The 18645-nt window shown below is 48.3% G+C and carries 15 protein-coding genes; 5 read left to right on the top strand and 10 right to left on the bottom strand.

All coding sequences use genetic code 11. The features are described from left to right. Positions 1-16: 16 nt before the first annotated feature. The 3 genes from EYA81_RS04315 to EYA81_RS04305 are packed head-to-tail and all read right to left on the bottom strand — an operon-like array spanning position 17 to position 1498. Entirely contained in the window at positions 17-343 is a 327-nt protein-coding gene (locus tag EYA81_RS04315) for a DUF5056 domain-containing protein (RefSeq protein WP_131225389.1), read from the bottom strand. Continuing rightward, positions 330-875 (bottom strand): RNA polymerase sigma factor, encoded by a 546-nt coding sequence (locus EYA81_RS04310; protein WP_117964120.1) that lies wholly within the window; start codon positions 873-875, stop codon positions 330-332. The genes EYA81_RS04315 and EYA81_RS04310 overlap by 14 nt, the downstream gene beginning before the upstream one ends. Next, positions 872-1498: a DUF6249 domain-containing protein gene (locus EYA81_RS04305; RefSeq protein ID WP_117600042.1), complete on the bottom strand. Its 627-nt coding sequence runs from the start codon at positions 1496-1498 to the stop codon at positions 872-874. Before EYA81_RS04305 ends, EYA81_RS04310 begins: the two co-directional genes overlap by 4 nt. A gap of 254 nt (positions 1499-1752) precedes the next feature. Between EYA81_RS04305 and EYA81_RS04295 the strand changes: the two genes are divergently transcribed. The 4 genes from EYA81_RS04295 (at position 1753) to EYA81_RS04280 (ending at position 7640) form a co-directional block, all read left to right on the top strand. After that, positions 1753-2094 carry a hypothetical protein gene (locus EYA81_RS04295; protein WP_117991071.1) on the top strand — a complete coding sequence of 114 codons (342 nt, stop codon included), beginning with the start codon at positions 1753-1755 and terminating at the stop codon, positions 2092-2094. Positions 2095-2158: 64 nt separating this feature from the next. Beyond that, positions 2159-4582 (top strand): TonB-dependent receptor, encoded by a 2424-nt coding sequence (locus EYA81_RS04290; RefSeq protein ID WP_131225388.1) that lies wholly within the window; start codon positions 2159-2161, stop codon positions 4580-4582. 90 nt (positions 4583-4672) lie between these two features. Beyond that, positions 4673-6130 (top strand): rRNA cytosine-C5-methyltransferase, encoded by a 1458-nt coding sequence (locus tag EYA81_RS04285; RefSeq protein WP_131225387.1) that lies wholly within the window; start codon positions 4673-4675, stop codon positions 6128-6130. Between the two features lie 277 nt (positions 6131-6407). Beyond that, positions 6408-7640 carry a serpin family protein gene (locus EYA81_RS04280; protein ID WP_117600046.1) on the top strand — a complete coding sequence of 411 codons (1233 nt, stop codon included), beginning with the start codon at positions 6408-6410 and terminating at the stop codon, positions 7638-7640. Positions 7641-7696: 56 nt separating this feature from the next. On the opposite strand, the gene EYA81_RS04275 is transcribed toward EYA81_RS04280, so the two are convergent. The 6 genes from EYA81_RS04275 to EYA81_RS04250 all read right to left on the bottom strand — a co-directional run bounded on the left by EYA81_RS04275 (position 7697) and on the right by EYA81_RS04250 (position 17120). After that, complete coding sequence (locus EYA81_RS04275) at positions 7697-8923, bottom strand: TolC family protein (protein WP_117878674.1); 1227 nt, start codon at positions 8921-8923, stop codon at positions 7697-7699. Next, positions 8916-12038 (bottom strand): efflux RND transporter permease subunit, encoded by a 3123-nt coding sequence (locus tag EYA81_RS04270; protein ID WP_131225386.1) that lies wholly within the window; start codon positions 12036-12038, stop codon positions 8916-8918. The genes EYA81_RS04275 and EYA81_RS04270 overlap by 8 nt, the downstream gene beginning before the upstream one ends. Positions 12039-12212: 174 nt before the next feature. After that, the gene (locus EYA81_RS04265; protein ID WP_117600049.1) at positions 12213-13433 is read right to left on the bottom strand and encodes an efflux RND transporter periplasmic adaptor subunit; all 1221 of its coding nucleotides are present in this window, start codon (positions 13431-13433) and stop codon (positions 12213-12215) included. A 119-nt stretch (positions 13434-13552) separates the two neighbouring features. After that, positions 13553-13963: a DUF6769 family protein gene (locus EYA81_RS04260; protein ID WP_117600050.1), complete on the bottom strand. Its 411-nt coding sequence runs from the start codon at positions 13961-13963 to the stop codon at positions 13553-13555. A 62-nt stretch (positions 13964-14025) separates the two neighbouring features. Further along, positions 14026-15402, bottom strand: coding sequence for an FAD-dependent oxidoreductase (locus EYA81_RS04255; RefSeq protein WP_117600051.1), 1377 nt, complete (start codon positions 15400-15402; stop codon positions 14026-14028). 83 nt (positions 15403-15485) lie between these two features. Beyond that, positions 15486-17120, bottom strand: coding sequence for an ABC-F family ATP-binding cassette domain-containing protein (locus EYA81_RS04250; protein WP_005827062.1), 1635 nt, complete (start codon positions 17118-17120; stop codon positions 15486-15488). Between the two features lie 162 nt (positions 17121-17282). On the opposite strand from EYA81_RS04250, the gene EYA81_RS04245 reads away from it, so the two are divergent. Next, complete coding sequence (locus tag EYA81_RS04245) at positions 17283-17684, top strand: response regulator (RefSeq protein ID WP_044468311.1); 402 nt, start codon at positions 17283-17285, stop codon at positions 17682-17684. Between the two features lie 68 nt (positions 17685-17752). Here the strand turns inward: EYA81_RS04245 and EYA81_RS04240 are convergent, their stop codons facing one another. Beyond that, positions 17753-18583, bottom strand: coding sequence for a hypothetical protein (locus EYA81_RS04240; protein WP_005827058.1), 831 nt, complete (start codon positions 18581-18583; stop codon positions 17753-17755). Positions 18584-18645: the final 62 nt, after the last annotated feature.

Below are 18645 nucleotides of genomic sequence, written 5' to 3'. Positions count from 1 at the left end.
GGGCACGGATATGTATTTATGCCATGGATACAATCTTTCGGTAACCGAAATAGAGCAATACTACTCCGGCAATGATTAATGACTTGGGATCAAGCTCTGACGCTCCGCTCCGGATGGCAGAATCAAAGGTCTCGCGCAAGGTGTCTAGTATCAGCTGCACTCCGTCAAGGGCAACGAATAGTACGAGGCACAATGTGAAGCAGAATGCTGCCCATATTTGTGCCAAGTGGTGGCTACGGTCGGGCAAGTGTCGCAGTACGCGGCGGCTGAATCTGTTATCGGCTATTTCCTGCCGGTGTTCGGCAAAGAATGAAGTCAGGAGTTTATCATTATTTTCCATCATAACCATTTTGTTTTAAGTAGGAAGCCATTTTATCTTTCGCCCGCGAGAGGTGGCTTTTTACCGTTCCCGCCGGACATCCGGTGATACCTGCAATCTTTTCGATGCTTTGGTCTTCCATGTAGAAGAGCGTGATGCAGGTGCGTTCCATTTCCTTCAGTGTGGCGAGGGCACGGTAAATGTCTATGTGCTGCCCCACGTCCTGCTGCAGTGTGCTGCATTGAGCATCCACTTGGTACGTATCCAAACCGTCTGTTTCCTTCCGGCTGCGAATATAGTCATAAAAAACATTATAGGCAATACGGTAGAGCCAGGTCGAGAAATTGGATAGATTCTTGAACGAAGCGATGTTTGTATAGGCTTTGATAAACGTATCTTGTGCCAAGTCGTCACTCAACTCGCTGTCGCCGCAGGTCTGGTGCAGGAAGAACCGCCGTACGGACGACTGGTACTTCTTCACCAACCGGTCGAAGGCCTTGGTGTTTTGAAATACCACGACCTGTGCGACTAACGATATGTCATTGAGTTGACTCATTTTTCTTCGTTCTTCTTCTGTTGGCTGTAGAAAATCACCAATTGTCCGAAGCCGGTGAACATGACGAGTAAGCCGATACATCCGAGACCGAATTCTCCGGTAATGGCCCAAAGGAAGATGAACAGGCCGATGCCGACGAATATGTTGTTGATGCCTTTGCTACGGATGTCTGTTGCTGCGGCTTCTTTGAAGAAGTTTTCAGGCAGTTGCTGTCCGCTGGCCAGAGCTTGTTCTGCCAGGCGGTACTTGGCCTTCCGGTTTTTATAGCGGAAGAAGAATACTACGAATATGATGAGTAGCGGCAGTCCGAATACAAAGACGATGGCTGTTACGGCAATCACGGTCTCCGAAGTCTTGCTTCCGAGGTCGAACCCGTTCCAGTCCATACTGCTGTTGTGGTGGGTTCTCCATTTTTCCGGAGCATCGCTACTGCCGGTACCGTTTTCATAAGTCATGATGCTGAGTGTGTCTGTTACGGTTTCTCCATTGATGACAGTGTCCCTCAATTCGATGACTCTTTTCTTGTTCCCCTGACCGTCGTTCTCTGTTACGGTTCTGTTTGCGCCTTGCACCAGTGTGCAGAACATCATGGCGAGCATTAATCCTAAAATGATACGTTTCATAATCTATGGTTTTTTAATTTGTTTCTTTGTTGGTTAGACGTATCGTCACCTTTATAAAGTTGCAAAGAGAAGATATTTTTTTTAGAAAACCGGAAATAAGACGATATTTTTCCGGAAAATGTCTTATTGTCTTTTTCCTGGAATAACAAGAAGTAGGTATTTGCGACTGTAAATAGAGGTAAATATACAAACCGGGTTGTTTCTTATTGTAAATACTGTTATCTTCGCGCATCTGTTTTTATTGGGAAGTCTTGATGAAGTTGAGGAATATAATGAAGTGTTTCCTCCCTCTGCTGTTCATTGCCTATCTGGGAGGAATTACGCTGTTTACCCACTCGCATGTGGTGAATGGTGTTATCATTGTGCATTCCCATCCATTCAAGGGACAGCATGAGCATACAGAGGTGCAGTTGGAAACCATTTTCTATCTTGCCTCTTTCGTCTCCTCTTCCCTTCCGTTGCTTCCGGTTGCCGCGACGGTTTTCCTTGTTTTGTTGTGTGTACTGAGCATTCTTGCCACGGAATGCATCAAGTGTGTAAAGCTTCGTGGAGGTATTTGCCTGCGTGCTCCCCCTTCTTTTTTTCAAATCCGATAGATTAAGGCAATTCCGTTGTGGGATTGCGTCAACCTCATTGATTAACATATTATTTTAGAAGTACATGAAAAAATATATATTTTTTGTGGTGGGAGCAATATGTCTGTTACTCTCATCAACCGTTTATGCCGAAGATTTGAAGAGTACCGATGCCAATATTGTCGGTCATGTAATAGAAAAAAGTACAAGGGAACATTTGCCTTATATGACAGTTTCGCTGAAAGGCACCACCATCGGGACCATGACCGATGCCACCGGTCACTATTTCCTAAAGAATCTGCCTGAAGGTGAGTTCACGTTGTCCGTCAGTGCCGTAGGTTATAAGTCGCAGGAGCGCAAAGTCGTTCTGAAACGTGGTAAGACCTTGGAAGAGAACTTTGAGTTGGAAGAAGACATGGTGGCACTGGACGGGGTGGTAGTTACAGCCAACCGCAACGAGACTGCCCGGCGTTTGGCACCCACTTTGGTCAAAGTGGTTACTCCTAAACTGTTTGAGCAGACAAATTCGCATACTTTGTCGCAAGGACTGGCCTTTCAGCCAGGTGTGCGGGTGGAGACCGATTGCCAGAATTGCGGTTATTCACAAGTGCGCATCAACGGGCTGGATGGGAAATATACCCAAATATTGATAGACTCACGTCCCATCTTTTCCTCTCTAGCTGGTGTGTATGGGTTGGAACAGATTCCCGCCAACATGATAGAACGTGTGGAAGTGGTGCGTGGAGGTGGTTCAGCCTTGTTCGGTTCTTCGGCCATTGCCGGGACGGTGAATATCATTACGAAGGAACCGATTCGCAATTCCGGTTCTTTCTCGCATACCATTTCCAATTTCGACGGTTCCGGCTCGTTCGACAACAACACGACCCTGAATCTTTCCTTGGTTTCTTCGGACAGTAAGATGGGGGCTTATGTGTATGGCCAAAGCAGGCATCGTTCGGCATGGGACTCCAATGGAGACGGTTTCTCCGAATTACCGAAGCTGAAGAACCAGACTGTCGGTCTGAATGCTTACTACCGGACAAGTGCCTATTCCAAGCTGAGCCTTGAATACCATCATATGGAGGAATTCCGCCGTGGTGGAAGTGGCTTCAGCCTTCCCCCTCATATAGCCGAGGATGCCGGATTGAACGGTACCGGGGCGCCCGGACTGGTGGAACAGCTGAAACATTCCATCAACACGGGTGGGCTCAAGTTCACGGCTTTCTCCAAAAAACAGAAACATACGTTCAGTACCTATGCTTCGGCTCAGCACATCGTGCGCAATAGTTATTACAGCGCTTATGGAATGACTACGGACTTTACCGGTGTGCTGGGTGCCCAGTATATTTATCATTTTGACAAGTGTCTGTTTATGCCTGCCGATTTGACCGGAGGCATTGAGTTCAATCACGACAATCTGCATGACAAGGCAACGGACGTACAGAAGTATCGTGATGCTGCTTTGGCCGAAGATCCTACGGCAACGGGTGACCGCTTGCAACAACTGATTGAGAAATATACCCCCGCCCCGTTGAACCAAATGGTGAATATAGCAAGCGCCTATGCCCAGAATGAGTGGAAGAACGAACAGTGGAGTTTCCTGATTGGCGGGCGCGTGGATAAAAACAGCATCATGGACAAGGCTGTTTTCAGTCCCCGTGCCAATATCCGTTATAATCCTACTCAGGATGTGAATATCCGTTTCAGTTATGCTGAGGGATTCCGTGCTCCACAAGCGTTTGATGAAGATCTGCATATCAGTAATGTGGGTGGAGAATTGGTTTCCATTGTCCGCGCCAAAGGATTGAAGGAAGAGCGTTCGCGCAGCTTCAATGCTTCGGTAGACTGGTATCATTACTTCGGAGATTTCCAGGCAAACCTATTGGTGGAAGGCTTCTACACGAAACTTTCCGACCCGTTTGTCCTGACGCCTCCGGTGAAAGACCCGGACGGTAGTGCTTATCTGATACAGACCCGCATCAATGGTTCGGGAGCTAAAGTGTATGGCGGCACATTGGAAGGAAAGGTTGCCTATAAGGATAAGGTTCAGTTGCAGGCAGGGTTGACACTTCAACGAAGTATCTATGACTCTCCCGAAGAATGGAGTGCGGATGAGGAGCACTTGTCGGAGAAAGAACGTTACAGTGACAAGATACTGCGTACTCCCGACGTCTACGGCTACTTTACAGCTACCTATATGCCGGTTAAAGCCTTCTCAATAGCTTTGAACGGCAATTATACCGGGCGGATGTACGTTCCCCATTTGCTTTCGGAGGTGAACGGTGAGGCGGATGTATTGGTAAAGAGTCCGGACTTCTTTGAACTTGGAACAAAGATAGCTTACGACTTTGATTTTCAAGGGTTCTGTTTGCAGCTCAATGCCGGTGTACAGAATATATTCAATTCTTATCAGAAAGATTTTGATAAAGGAGCGAGCCGCGATTCCGGTTATATCTACGGACCGGGTGCACCGCGTTCCTATTTTGCAGGGGTGAAACTCAGTTTTTAAAAAGAGTATTGAACCGTGCTTTTTGTTTAGCCCCGTAGATTGGTGAAACGTATTTTGCACTATCTTTGCTGCCATAAAACAGTTCAAAGCATGAAGCTACCCTCATCTTTCACCGATTATACACGCGCCCTCTTGGGTGTGGAAGAATATGAAAAGCTGGCTGCCGCCCTGGAAGGGGAGCAGCCGGTCAGTATCCGACTGAATGAAGATAAATTACCGGAATCTTCATTCAGTCTTTTTCGTTCCTCTTTGGAGCATGTTCCCTGGTCTGCTGCCGGATACTATCTGGACAAGCGGCTGACATTCACTTTCGACCCGCTGTTTCATGCAGGCTGCTACTATGTGCAGGAGGCTTCGTCCATGTTTGTGGAGCAGGCTTTGAGGCGGTATGTGGGCGAAGGACCGGTGGTGATGCTTGACCTCTGTGCGGCTCCCGGCGGGAAATCCACGCATGCCCGTAGCGTGTTGCCCGCAGGCAGTCTGCTGGTGGCCAATGAGGTAATCCGCAACCGCTCGCAGGTATTGGCGGAGAATCTTACGAAGTGGGGGCATTCCGGTGTGGTGGTCACTAATAATGACCCGGCGGATTTTTCTTCCTTGACGGACTTCTTCGACGTCATATTGACGGATGTCCCCTGCTCTGGCGAGGGGATGTTCCGTAAAGACCCCGTTGCGGTAAGTGAGTGGAGTGGGGAGAATGTGGAAATCTGCTGGCAGCGCCAGCGTCGCATCGTTACGGATATCTGGCCTTGCTTGAAGCCCGGAGGCATTCTCATCTACAGTACTTGTACCTATAATACAAAGGAAAACGAAGAGAACATCCGTTGGATACGGGATGAATTCGGGGCGGAGGTATTGCCATTGGAAATTTCTACTGACTGGAATATTACGGGTAATCTATTGTCGGGAGAGGACTTTCCCGCCTATCGTTTCCTGCCCCATCGGACGAAGGGGGAAGGATTCTTTTTGGCAGTTCTCCGCAAACCGGGCGTGAGCGATGGGAATACCTGGGCCGGGCAGGTGAAATCCCGGGAAAAAGGAAGAAAACCCCAAGGAAAAGGAGCGAAAACTCCGGGTGTTTCCAAAGAACAGCTTTCGGCACTGCATGAGTGGTTTGCGGTTCCGGATAATTACGAATTTATCGTCAATGGCAACAACGTCAGCGCTTTCCCTAAAGCGTATCTCTCCGAACTGTCGGCTTTGCGTTCGTCACTCCGTATCGTGCAGGCTGGGGTAGATGTTGCCGAGTTGAAAGGAAAAGACTGGATGCCTGTTCATGGGCTCGCCATGAGTATAGCACTGAATCCGGATGCCTTTGCCCATGAAGAGATAGGCCGCGAGCAGGCCATCAGTTATCTGCGCAAGGAGGCTGTTGTCCTTTCGGAGACTGCTCCGCGCGGCATTGTCTTGCTCACCTACAAACAGATACCTCTAGGATTTGTCAAGAATATAGGTAACCGTGCCAATAATCTTTATCCCCAGGAATGGCGCATACGCAGCGGATATTTGCCGGAAGGGGTGCTGGAATTGGCAACAATAACCGGGTGAAATCAATCACGTTACTGCAAAGCTGCTGTATATATTTTGCAGTAGCACTGCAGAGCTGTTGCAGTGACACTGCAAATATATATGCAGCGCGACTGCAACACATATGCAGTGGTGCTGCAACACATATGCAGTGCGACTGCAAAAAATATGCAGAACTTTGCAGTATAATAATAGAGTAGGAATGTACTATTTTTTATTGTTTCTTCAATGCAGTATTTTGTTTGTTCAAGCATTTTCTATATATAGATAACTGTTTTAAAACTAATACTATTTGCTTATGCTTAAAAAAACGATTACTGCCTTAAGCCTACTTTGTATCCTTGCAGCCTGCCAGAGTGACGACAACTCTTCACCACAACCCAAGCCCCGCAAAGACATTGCCTTGACCCGTGCCGAGCAGGAGATGACGGATTTAGGAACGGATTTCGCTTTCCGTTTCTTTAATCAGGTTTGTAAAACTGAGGTGGAAAAGCCCAATCTGTTCATCTCTCCTTTGAGCGCTTCGCTCTGTCTGTCTATGATTGCCAATGGAGCGTTGGGAAACACACTATCTGAGATGACAGATGTCCTGGGCTTTTCGGGCTATTCGTTGGAAGAAATGAACAACTATAATAAGAAGCTGGTGGAGGCGTTGCTCGATTTGGACAATACCACACAGTTGGGAATTGCCAATTCCATCTGGATAAAGAAAGGGTTTGGTGTTCATGACGACTTTGTAAGCGTAAACAAAAAGATGTATGACGCGCAAGTGCAGGAGCTGGATTTTGCCTCTCCCAAGGCTCCGGACATTATAAACGGCTGGTGTGCCGGGAAAACGAATAATTGCATCCCCAAAGTCTTGAATGAGATTCCGGAGACGGCGCGTCTTTATCTGTTGAATGCGCTTTATTTCAAGGGGATTTGGAAGAATCAATTCAAAAAATCGGATACGGCAGAAGAGGCTTTTACGAATGCTGACGGAAGCAAATCGACTGTACACATGATGAATCTTCGTGACGAGAGATTCAACTATGCCGAGAATGAGTATTTCTCAATGGCAGAGTTGCCTTACGGCAATGAGGCTTTCAGTATGGTGGTGCTCTTGCCGGCAGAGGGAAAATCGTTGGATGAGTGCCTGCCGCAGCTGAATGACGAGCGTTGGGGGGAATGGAACAGTAGTTTATCAAGCTTTGCCTTGAACCTTAAGTTACCCCGGTTTGAAATGGAATATGATAAAGAACTCATTGACGATATGATGGCAATGGGAATGCAGGAGGCTTTTACTCCATCGGCCGATTTTTCCGGAATGGCGGATGAGGATTTGTTTATCAGTTTGCTGCAACAGTTCACTTATGTGAATGTGAATGAAGAGGGGACGGAAGCTGCGGCTGTAACTGTCGGAGGAATGGACCTGGCCGTTCCCGGACCAAGTACGGTAATTCCGTTCTATGTGGACCGTCCTTTCATCTTCCTGATAAAGGAGAAGAGTACGGGGGTTATTCTGTTTATGGGTAAAGTCACAAAACTATAACTACAATATATTGAAATAGAAAGAGCTGTCTGCCAACCGCAGACAGCTCTTTCTATTTATAACCGGCTCTTGTATATCTGTGCCATTGCCTTCTGATACTGGTTTTCCAGTTGCAGAAGGTTTGTCTTGCTTTGATAGACAACCGATATTTCAACGAAGTATTCAATCATACTGATTTGTCCTCCCATAAGTGCTTGTTTCAGTAAAGAAAGGTCTTGCTGTTGATGGAAGGTGCGCTCGTATTCCTCCATGGAAGCGTGCAGGTTCTTGGCCTCTTCATAGAGTTGCCACAAGGCAGAGCTGGCTTGCAGTGCGGCGTTCTCCTTTTGATAGTCTATGTTGAGCGCTTGTGTCTTGGCTATCTTGACCTTATTGCGGTTTTCGAAAAGCGGGAAAGAGAAGCCTACTACTACGCCGTTCAGCGGATGCCCCGATTCGGTATTTCTACGGTAACCCAGTTCCAGTTTGGGTAGCCAGCCTTGCTTGCTTGCCGAAATCTGTTTCCGGGCAGCAGAACTTTCACCCTGCAAGGATTGCAGGGTGGGGTCTGAAGCCAGCAGTTCGTCGGCTAGCGAGCGGAAGTCGGCCGGCAACGGCACTGCCGGGTACTCTGTCAATCCGAGTGTTTGGGCGTCGGGTGTGGTACCGGGCATGGGACGTCCCGGTGTGAGCGGCTGGTTTCCGTTGAGGACAAGCAGCTCTTTCAGTTTGTTGTTAAGTGCCGTCTGGTTCATGCGGGCTTCCGTGCGTACATTCAGCAACTCCAGATTAATCTTGTTGGTTTCCAGTGCATTGGCATCTCCCGTTTCCAAACGTCGGGTGTACATGGCCGACAGCTCCTCCGCATTCTTTAACCGTTCGTCGAGCAGGGCTTGCTGGCGTTGCAGCATGATGATGTCCAGGCATACTTCCTTCGCTTGCAGCAATATCTGCTGGCGGAAGGCGGTGGCTTGTGCATCCAGTGCATTTGTCTTGAGTCGGTTCATCTTCCCTCGGGTGGCGTAAAGCGTGGGGAAGTCGAAGCTTTGTGAGATGACCATTTCGCCGACTGTTTCGTCACTGTTCTTGGAGTCCCAAAGGTGGGCGTATGACAGTGTAGGGTCGGGGAGGTTGTTGTTTGTCTTGTTCTCCAGTTTTTGTGAGGAAATGAGGTGGGAGTTAGCCTGCAACTCCTTGTTGTTGGCCTCTATCTGCTGGAGCACGGCATCAATGCCGGACGTTTGTGCGCTCATCCCCACAAAAGCGAGGATGGCGGCGCTGAATATGAAAAATCTTTTATTCATTGTCTGACGTTTTAGGTTGTTGGTTACGGTGCATCATCAGATAAACAATCGGAATGATGAAACCGTTCAGGAACGTGGATGTTAAAAGGCCGCCTAAGATAACCTTTGCCATCGGGCTTTGTATCTCGTTGCCCGGCAGGTCGCCACTGAGAGCCAGCGGGATAAGTGCCAGTGCACTGGATAGGGCGGTCATCAGGATTGGATTCAGACGGTCGAGCGAACCGCGGATAACGCTGTCGTAGACGCCATAGCCTTCTTCCTGCTGCAAGTGGTTGTAATGGCTGATGAGCAGCATTCCGTTTCGGGTGGCGATACCGAACAGTGAGATGAAACCGATGATGGCGGGGATACTCACTTCTCCCGTTGTGATGAGCAGGGCGAATACACCGCCTATCAATGCCAGCGGCAGATTGATAAGGATGATGGCGCTCTCCTTCACACTGCGGAATTCATGGTAGAGGAGCAGGAATATCACCACGATGGACATGAACGAAGTAAGTGCCAGAGTGCGGCTTGCTGCCTGCTCGCTTTCGAATTGTCCGCCGTATTCGATGTGGTATCCTTCCGGCAGTTTGATTTGTGCGTCTACCTGGGCTTGTATATCATTGACTACACTTCGCAGGTCGCGGTCGGCCACGTTGGCGGAGATGACGATTTTACGCTTTACATTCTCGCGGCTGATGGTGTTCGGACCCATGGCCGAGCGGATTTCCGCTACATAGTTCAGTGGAATTTTCTGTCCGTCGCCCGTATCAATCATCAAGTTGCGTATTTTTTCCATTTTGTCGCGCAGGTCGTCTTTCACGCGTACGGTTAGGTCGAAGCTCTTTCCCTTTTCGTAAACTTGGGAAACGGCTTCACCGGCCAGACAGACATTGACAAATTCCGAAAATTCGGGCAGTGAAATGCCGTATTTGGCAAGCATTTCCCGTTTGGGCGAAATGACAAGTTGCGGACGCTCAATCTGCTGTTCCACGTTTAGGTCAGCAATACCGGGAATACCCTGGATGGCACTCTTGATTTCATTGCCCAGAGTGAACATGCGGTTCAGATCGTCGCCGAACAGTTTGATGGCGATGTTCGCCTTTGTACCGGATAGCATGGCGTCTATACGGTGGCTGATAGGCTGGCCTATTTCCACGTTTGCCCCTACAATGGTACCCAGTTTTTCGCGGACTTCTGCCACGAGCTCGCTGCGTGAGCGGTCTTTCAACTCAAACGGTGCCTCAATCTCAGAGACGTTTACTCCCAGAGCGTGTTCGTCCAGTTCTGCACGTCCCGTTTTACGGGCCACGGTCTGTATTTCGGGGATGGAGAGCAGCAGCTCCTCGGCACGGTGCCCCATCTTGTCGCTTTCTTCCAGGGAGATACCCGGAAGCGAGGAGATATTGATGGTGAACGAACCTTCATTGAAAGGCGGCAGGAACGAGCGGCCCAGGGTGAAGAAACAGCCGAGTGCCACTACAAATAGTCCGATAATACCTCCAAGTACCCCTTTCTTATGCCCCAATACAAAAGTCAGTGCTGAACCATACCATTGCTTCATCTTGCGTGCTACGGCAGAATCGCTGTTTTCGTTATTTTGTTTTTTCGTTTTCTCTTTTCCCAATAGATAGGAGCAAAGTACCGGCGTTACGGTCAGTGCCACAACGGTTGAAGCCGCCAATGCCACGATGAATGCAATGCCTAGTGGTACCAACATCCTACCTTCCATACCACTAAGGAAGAACAGTGGTACGAAGCTGACAATGATGATCAGCGTTGAATTGAGGATAGGCATACGCACTTCTTTCGAAGCATTGAACACCACTTCCAGAATAGGAAGTCGCTCGCCGGCAGGTTTCAGTCGGTTTTCGTGCAAACGCTTGTAGACATTCTCCACGTCCACGATGGCATCATCCACCAGCGAACCGATGGCGATAGCCATACCTCCCAGGCTCATGGTATTTATCGTAAAGCCCATATAGTGCAGGGCAAGGATGGAGGCAATCAGTGACAACGGCAGTGTCACCAGCGAGATGACTGTGGTACGTACGTTGGCAAGGAACAGGAAAAGCACGATGACAACGAAAATACCTCCCTCCAACAACGACTTCTGAACGTTTCCGATGGAACTTTCGATGAAACGGCTTTGACGGAAGATGTCTGTGGAAACCTTTACGTCCGCCGGTAGATTCTTCTGCAGGTCTTGCAGGGAAGCTTCCAGTTTGTCTGTAAGCTCCAGCGTGCTTGTGGCGGGTTGCTTGGTGACTGTCAGCAGTACGGCATGCTTACCGCGTTCCGAGGCGGTACCCAGTTTAGGAAGTTTGGCTCCGATTTGAACGTCTGCAATATCTTCCAGCAGGATAGGGGCGCCGGAGACTCCGTTGCTCCGCACCACGGCCTTGGCTATCTGGTCTACCTTGTCGGTAGAAAGTACGCCGCGTACGATATATTCATTGCCATATTCATAGAGTACTCCACCATTGGCATTCAGGTTCATTTCGCGGGTGATGTTCATCACTTCGCTCAATGTCACGCCGTAATGGCGCATCCGTTCCGGGTCCAGTTGCACTTGATATTCCTTGATGTCGCCGCCCAGTACGGCTACTTGTGCCACACCGCCCGTAGAGAGCAGGCGGGGACGTATGGTCCAGTCGGCAATGGTACGCAAATCCAGCATAGAGGTCGAATCTGCTGTCAGACCTACAATCAGCATCTCGCCCAAAATGGACGATTGTGGGCCTAGTGTCGGTTTGCCTACGTTGGCCGGTAAGGATTCGTTGACGACTGCCAGTTTCTCACTGACAATCTGCCGGGCAAGATAGATATCTGTATCCCAGTCGAATTCTACCCAGACTACAGAAAAACCGTTCGTTGAGGAAGAGCGTACACGGCGCACACCCGTTGCACCGTTTACAGCCGTTTCTACGGGAAAAGTGACCAGTTGTTCCACTTCCTCTGCTGCCATACCGTTTGCTTCGGTCATGATGACCACGGTCGGCGCATTGAGGTCAGGGAACACATCCACTTCCGTATGCATGGCGGTATAAGTACCGCCAATCAGCAACAGCACCGATGCTACCAGCACCAGGATGCGGTTCTGAAGAGAAAAACCAATTATTTTGTTTAACATCTTTCTATTTACTATTTACAATGTACAATGTACAATTGGGCTGCGCAATGTCAGCCGCACTTGCTGTTTTATCTAATATTTCTTGTTTATCTGACTTTACACTCCCATTCGTCACGTAACCCTTATACTGCATAGCGAAATGGTACTTTGTAAATTGTCAAATTGTACATGAGATTAGTGTTCATGGCTATGTGCCGGAATAGCATTCGTTGCCGATGCCAGCTTCACTTGATAGGCTCCTTGGGTTACGACGCGATCGCCTGCTTTTATGCCGGAAAGGATTTGTACACTCTCGCCATTGTCGGCACCCAGGGTGACAAGCTGTTTTTTGTAGCCCTCTTCATCCAGTTGCAGGTAGACAAAGAAGCTGCCTTGTTCCTCGGTCAGCGCACTGTGAGGAAGAGACAACACGTTCTCCATTGGTGAGGATAATAGGAATACTTCTACAAACGAGCCGGGAATAACGTCTCCCTTATTGTCGAATTCAAAAGTTACGGGTATATAATATCCGTTCTCACCCGAAGCCTTTCCATAAGAAAGCATGCGCCCGCCCAGTTCTTTCAATGTATATACCTTATTATTATAAGGAGTACAGAAGTTGGCGGAACCGATGCTGTTCAGGTAAGGATAGTACTTTTCGGATACATCCGCACGCAGGAAAAGCTTACGGTTCTGGGTGACGCTTACCAACGGCTGGCCGACGCTGACGTAGTCCCCTTCTTTCACCAACAGATTCTTCACATAACCGCTGATGGGAGAAACAACCGCCTGGCCGCTTGCCGAATGGTTCTTTGCGACTGCCTCGTAACTGATACGGGCATTTTCATAAATCTGTTCGGCTTGCGCGAATTCCTTTTCAGATACGATTTTGTTGCCTACGAGTGCTTTCATACGCTCATATTCCTTTTTGGAAACTTCGTAGGCTATCCGGGCTTTCTGCACCGGGTCTCCGTCGGCCATGTTTTTGGATGACAATACCACCAAAGGAGTACCTTTGCTGACGCTCATTCCTTCGATAACTTTTCCCTTGAAGGAAACCACGCCTGCTACTGTAGCTACGGCTACGCTCTCGTCTCCTTGGGCTGCCATCACCTGGCCGCTGGTCTTGATGACTTGATGGAAACTACCCGGTTTAACAGTGCTGACTGCTACGCCGGCAGCTTGTGCCTTTGCCGGTGGCAGGATGATTTCATCGCTTCCTCCGGCATGGTTTTCCTGCTTTTCGTGCTCATGGTTGTGTCCCTCATGTTCGTGGTCATGTCCTTCGTGGTCATGTCCGTCATGATTGTGCTCTTCTGTTTCGTGATTATGTCCTTCGTGGCTGTTTCCGGACTTGCTGTTGCAGGAGCCTAAAAGGAATAATCCCAAGACTCCCATGAAAATAACTTTTTTCATGATGATATTTGTTCTTACTTTTTGATTTTGAATACAAAGTTAGGGCATAGGGCGTGCAACCAAATTGCATTGTTCCTTATGCCGGATAGAAATCTGTCCCGGTGATGTTCCGGTAACAGTTAAGCAAGAAGAGACGGAGGGGCACGAAGTCCCGTAGCACATATGATAAATGTACTATGAAGAGATTCCAAATAGATACACTCCTGCCTGCTTATATCAAACTCGGGTAGGATGAGTAACTTGGAAAAAGGTTCAATGAGTAGGGTGACTGTCCACAAGGCATCCGGATGTGAACACACATCATTGGAAGAGCTGGGCGTCTGTTGTACAAAGTGGGTTGTCATGCATCCCGTGTCGCAACAGCAGTGCTCGTTGCCCGGGCTATGACGGTGTCCGCAGCAATCGGCGGTGATATCATTCTTCATGCATATCATTCCGTCGGCATGATGATGGTGGGGAATGACGGGTATCACCAGCATTATCAAGCTGATGAAAAAAAGAATATAGGTTATGTACTGTTTCTTTTTCATTCCTCTATCTTTGGACGGATGCAAAGATAGAGGTTAAGGACTTAATTACCAAATAGAAAATGCTAAAAAGGTTTGAATAACATATTCAATCCCTCATTCATGCTGGGGTGGGTGAAAATGAAGTCCCGCAGGAAATGGTAACGCTGTCCCGTTTTCATGATTGATGCTACGGTATTGATTACTTCCGGTGCATCGGCACAAAGTAGGGTACAACCCAGAATCCGTCCGGTATGGATGTCTACAATGGCTTTGAGCATACCGTCTATGCTGTGTAGCGTACGGGCACGTGGAATCATGGCAGCAGGGATACGTGCCACATGTATGGAATAACCGTTCTTCATCGCTTCCTCTTCCGTCAGTCCTATATGTGCCAGCGGTGGGTCGGTGAAAATGGCAAAGGGGATTGGATACCGGTCTTTTGTACTCCTTTTTTTGTTTTCAAAGAGTTGGTTACGGATGATACGGAAATCATCGATGGACAAGTAGTCGAACTGTTCGTCTCCTCTTACGTCCCCCAGGGCCCATACGTGTGGGGCTGTAGTCCGTAATTGGTCGTCGACAACGATGGCTCCCCGCTTGTCTGTTTGTATACTCGCTTTTTCCAGATTCAGCTCTGCAGTCATGGGCTTACGGCCAATGGCTACCAGCAAGGCATCTCCTTTCAGGTAGTAGGGAGTGCCGTTTGCACTGTCCGTATAGGTCAGAGTTATTCCTTCGGCTGTGTCGTACACGGATTGGACACGGGCGTTCAACCGGACATTGATACGCTTTCGGTTCAATGCTTCCAGCATGGAGGCGGCAATGTCGCGGTCCACTTTAGGCAGAAAGCGGTTTCCCGCTTCCAGCAGTGTGACGTGGCTTCCAAAGCCTGCATACATAGTGGCAAACTCCAATCCGACAGCACCGCCGCCGATGACGAGCAGGTGTGCGGGCAGTTTGTCCGATTGCAGCAAGGTCTCACTGGTATATACATACTTGCTCTCCTTGAGTCCGTCGATGGCAGGCAGGATAGGGGAGGACCCGGTGTTGATGAATATTTCTTTCCCCTCAAGAATCGTTTCGTCCTTGCCGGAAATTATACGGATTGTATTTTCGGACAAGAAAGAAGCAGTTCCGTCATAGAGGGTTATGTTAGGCTTGTTTTTTACATTTTCATAATTTTTCTCACGCAGGAAGGATACAAGCTTGTCTTTCCGCGCCACGGCAAGTGCATACAGTTTGGACTGGTTCTTATAATCGTCATAGTATCTCCTTTCCGCATATTCCGATTCGTGAATCAGGGCTTTGGTGGGGATACATCCTACATTAACACATGTCCCTCCGTACATCTGGGGGGAGCGTTCCACTATGGCTACTTTCCAGTTCCGTTCGGACAGTTCAGCAGCCAATAACTTCCCGCCTTTGCCGAATCCTATTATGATGGCATCATATTGTTTCATTTTAATATCTCTTAGTTAAGTGTTTAGTAAAATGAAAACAATATGTATCGGCCATTTGTTCGGACGCTGGGTTTAGCGGATGCTTATCGTTCCAGTTCGCGGAGGGAGTCCATTTTCTTCTTTTCAAGGAATTCGTAGATGCCGCTCAAATGCTCTTTCACTTGCTTGTTCCCGAATTCATATACCTTGCTCACCAGTCCGTCCAGGAAGTCACGGTCGTGGCTGACGAGAATCAGGGTGCCGTCAAAATCCAGCAGAGCCTGCTTCAGGATATCTTTGGTTTTCATGTCCAGATGGTTGGTCGGTTCGTCCAGTATCAACAGATTCACCGGTTCGAGCAGGAGCTTTATCATGGCAAGGCGTGTACGCTCTCCACCGGAAAGCACCTTGACCTTCTTCATGGATTCTTCGGGGCCGCCGAACATGAAGGCTCCCAGCAGGTCGCGTATCTTGTTGCGGATTTCCCCTTTGGCAACGTCGTCTATGGTCTGGAACACGGTTAGGTTCTCATCCAGCAGTGAGGCCTGGTTCTGTGCAAAATATCCAATCTGCACGTTATGTCCTATGGTGAGTGTACCTTCATGCTCTATTTCCTTCATAATGCATTTTACCAACGTTGACTTTCCTTCACCATTCTTGCCGACGAAAGCAACCTTGTCTCCCCGTTCTATGGTGAGATTGGCGTTCTTGAAGACCACATGGTCACCGTAACTTTTCCCTACTCCTTCCATGATGACGGGATAATTGCCCGAACGGGGGGAGGGAGGGAATTTGAGGCGCAACGCTGAAGTGTCTTCTTCGTCCACTTCCAGCAGCTCCAGTTTTTCCAGCATCTTTACGCGGCTCTGCACTTGCAGGGTCTTGGAGTAGGTACCTTTGAACCGTTCGATGAATTCCTTGGTTTCGGCAATGAACTTCTGCTGGTCGTCGTAGGCTTTCTGTTGCTGTTCACGGCGTTCCTTGCGGAGTTCCAGGTATTTGGAATAGTTTACTTTATAATCGTATATCCGGCCCATGGTCACTTCGATGGTACGGGTGGTGATGTTGTCCACGAACTTGCGGTCGTGGCTGATGACGATGACAGCCTTTCCGTTGCTGATAAGAAAATCTTCCAGCCATTGTATGGATTCTATGTCCAGATGGTTGGTCGGCTCGTCCAGCAACAGTACGTCGGGCTTCTGCAGCAACAGTTTGGCAAGCTCGATGCGCATGCGCCATCCACCGCTGAAGTCACTGGTCTGGCGGTTGAAGTCTTCGCGTACGAACCCCAGTCCGAGCAGTGCTTTTTCCACATCCTCCTCGTAATTGGTGGAGTCGATGGCATAGAACTTTTCGCTCAAGGCGGAGACGTTCTCGATAAGTTCCATGTAACTGTCGCTTTCGTAGTCGGTACGCGTTTCCAGTTCCTTGTTGAGGCGCTCTATCTCGGCTTCCATTTCATGCAGGTGGGCAAAGGCCTGTGCTGCTTCCTGGAATACGGTACGGCCGTCTTCCGTCATAAGGTGCTGCGGAAGGTAAGCTATGACACTGTCTTTGGGGGCTGAGATTTTTCCACGGGTAGGCTGTCTTACACCTGCCAGGATTTTCAATAATGTACTTTTCCCCGCTCCATTTTTACCCATCAGGGCGATGCGGTCTTTCTCGTTGATAACGAAAGATATATCACTGAATAAAGTTGTGCCGCCAAATTCCACGGCCAGTCCGTCTATAGAAATCATTATATGTTTTTTTAATGAGCTGCAAAGATAGTGCAAATTGAGTGCAGAATTTTCATGCTTGCATGAAAAAGTTATGCCGGGATGCAGCTTATCTTATTTAAAGATAGTGCAAATCTATTATTTTTTATATCTTTGCCCCTATATAAACAAAACGCATAGGTCATGGAAATAGAAAAAGTGTCAGGAGATTACCGTCCGCTTATTCTGGTTGCGGAAGATGATGATAGTAACTTTAAACTGATAAAGGCTATCATCGGCAAGAAATGCGAGATACTATGGGCAAAGAATGGTGAGGAGATTGTAAATTTGTTCGAAGAGAATCGCGACAAGGCGGAAGCTATTCTGATGGATATAAAAATGCCTATTATGAACGGGCTGGATGCTACGGTGATTATTCGCAAGAAGGATAAGGAACTTCCCATCATCATGCAGACCGCTTACGCCTTTACTGCCGACCGCGAAAAAGCCTTGGAGTGTGGAGCCTCGGAAGTGTTGGTAAAACCCATCACTCTGTCTGCTTTGCGTACATGTCTAAGCCGTTATTTACCCAAATTGGTTTGGTAAGGCTTTACTGATAATAAAAAGGGAACCGGACGACTAAGTAATGAATATTATCATCCGGTTCCCTTTTTTTATTCTTGTGCATTGTCTTTTCTCTCTTCCATCTTCTTTTTTACAAATTCGATTTTGAGATTGGCTTCTTCCATATTCTTCTTTATTTCCGTCATGGATGACAGCAGTTGTGCCAGTTCGTAGACGCTGGCAAGGGCCTGGCGATCGGCGGCAGTCATGGTGATGGAATAGGGGCGTTCCCCTTGATAGTTGACTTTGATATTCTTGTCCTTGTTCAGATAAAGGAACCCCATGACGTTTCCGTCTTCTCCCAGTTTGAAGTCTGCCTTTTCAATCTTTTCACCGAGGTCAGTGGTTTCGTAGCTGTCTTTGGCGGCGGGTGTTTCGGCAAAGCTACCATCGGGAGCAGTGACTTTGACGGCCACATGGTGGATATTATGGGCTCCGCAATAAATGGAAGTCATGCTCATGACTCCGTTTTCGTCTACCTGGAAGCGAAGGAAAGAGCGATGCAGATTTTTTTCTATCACTTGGGAAGGATGAAGGTAATTGCCGATATTCTGGTATTCGGCATCTTTTTCAAAAGTGTATTTCCCTTTGATTGCATCGAAATCCTTTTGCTTGGCTTGAAGCATACTGTCCAGATAGACCAGGCTCTTTTCCTGCTCTTTCAGTTCCACTTCCTGCATCAGGCCGATGCCTGCACGGCGAGTTTCAAACGCTTTGGGATAGAGCATCTTGATGCTGTCAATCAGAATCTTCGCTTCATTGTAGTTGCCGAGTTCAAACGCTTCGCGGGCAGCTTGTAGTTTTTCACCGGCCTTCTTCTCCACATCTTCGCAAGAGAAGAGTGTACAGCATAGGCATGCAAGGAGTATTACTTTTTTCATATTTGTTGTTCTTGGAGTTAGAGTCCACAAAAATAGAAATAATATCTTTATCTTTGCAGCAT

This window comes from Bacteroides sp. A1C1 (genome assembly GCF_004328515.1).
Lineage (GTDB): Bacteria > Bacteroidota > Bacteroidia > Bacteroidales > Bacteroidaceae > Bacteroides > Bacteroides uniformis.
The sequence above is the reverse complement of the archived record's forward strand: the minus strand, read 5'-3'. Positions and strand labels throughout refer to the sequence as shown.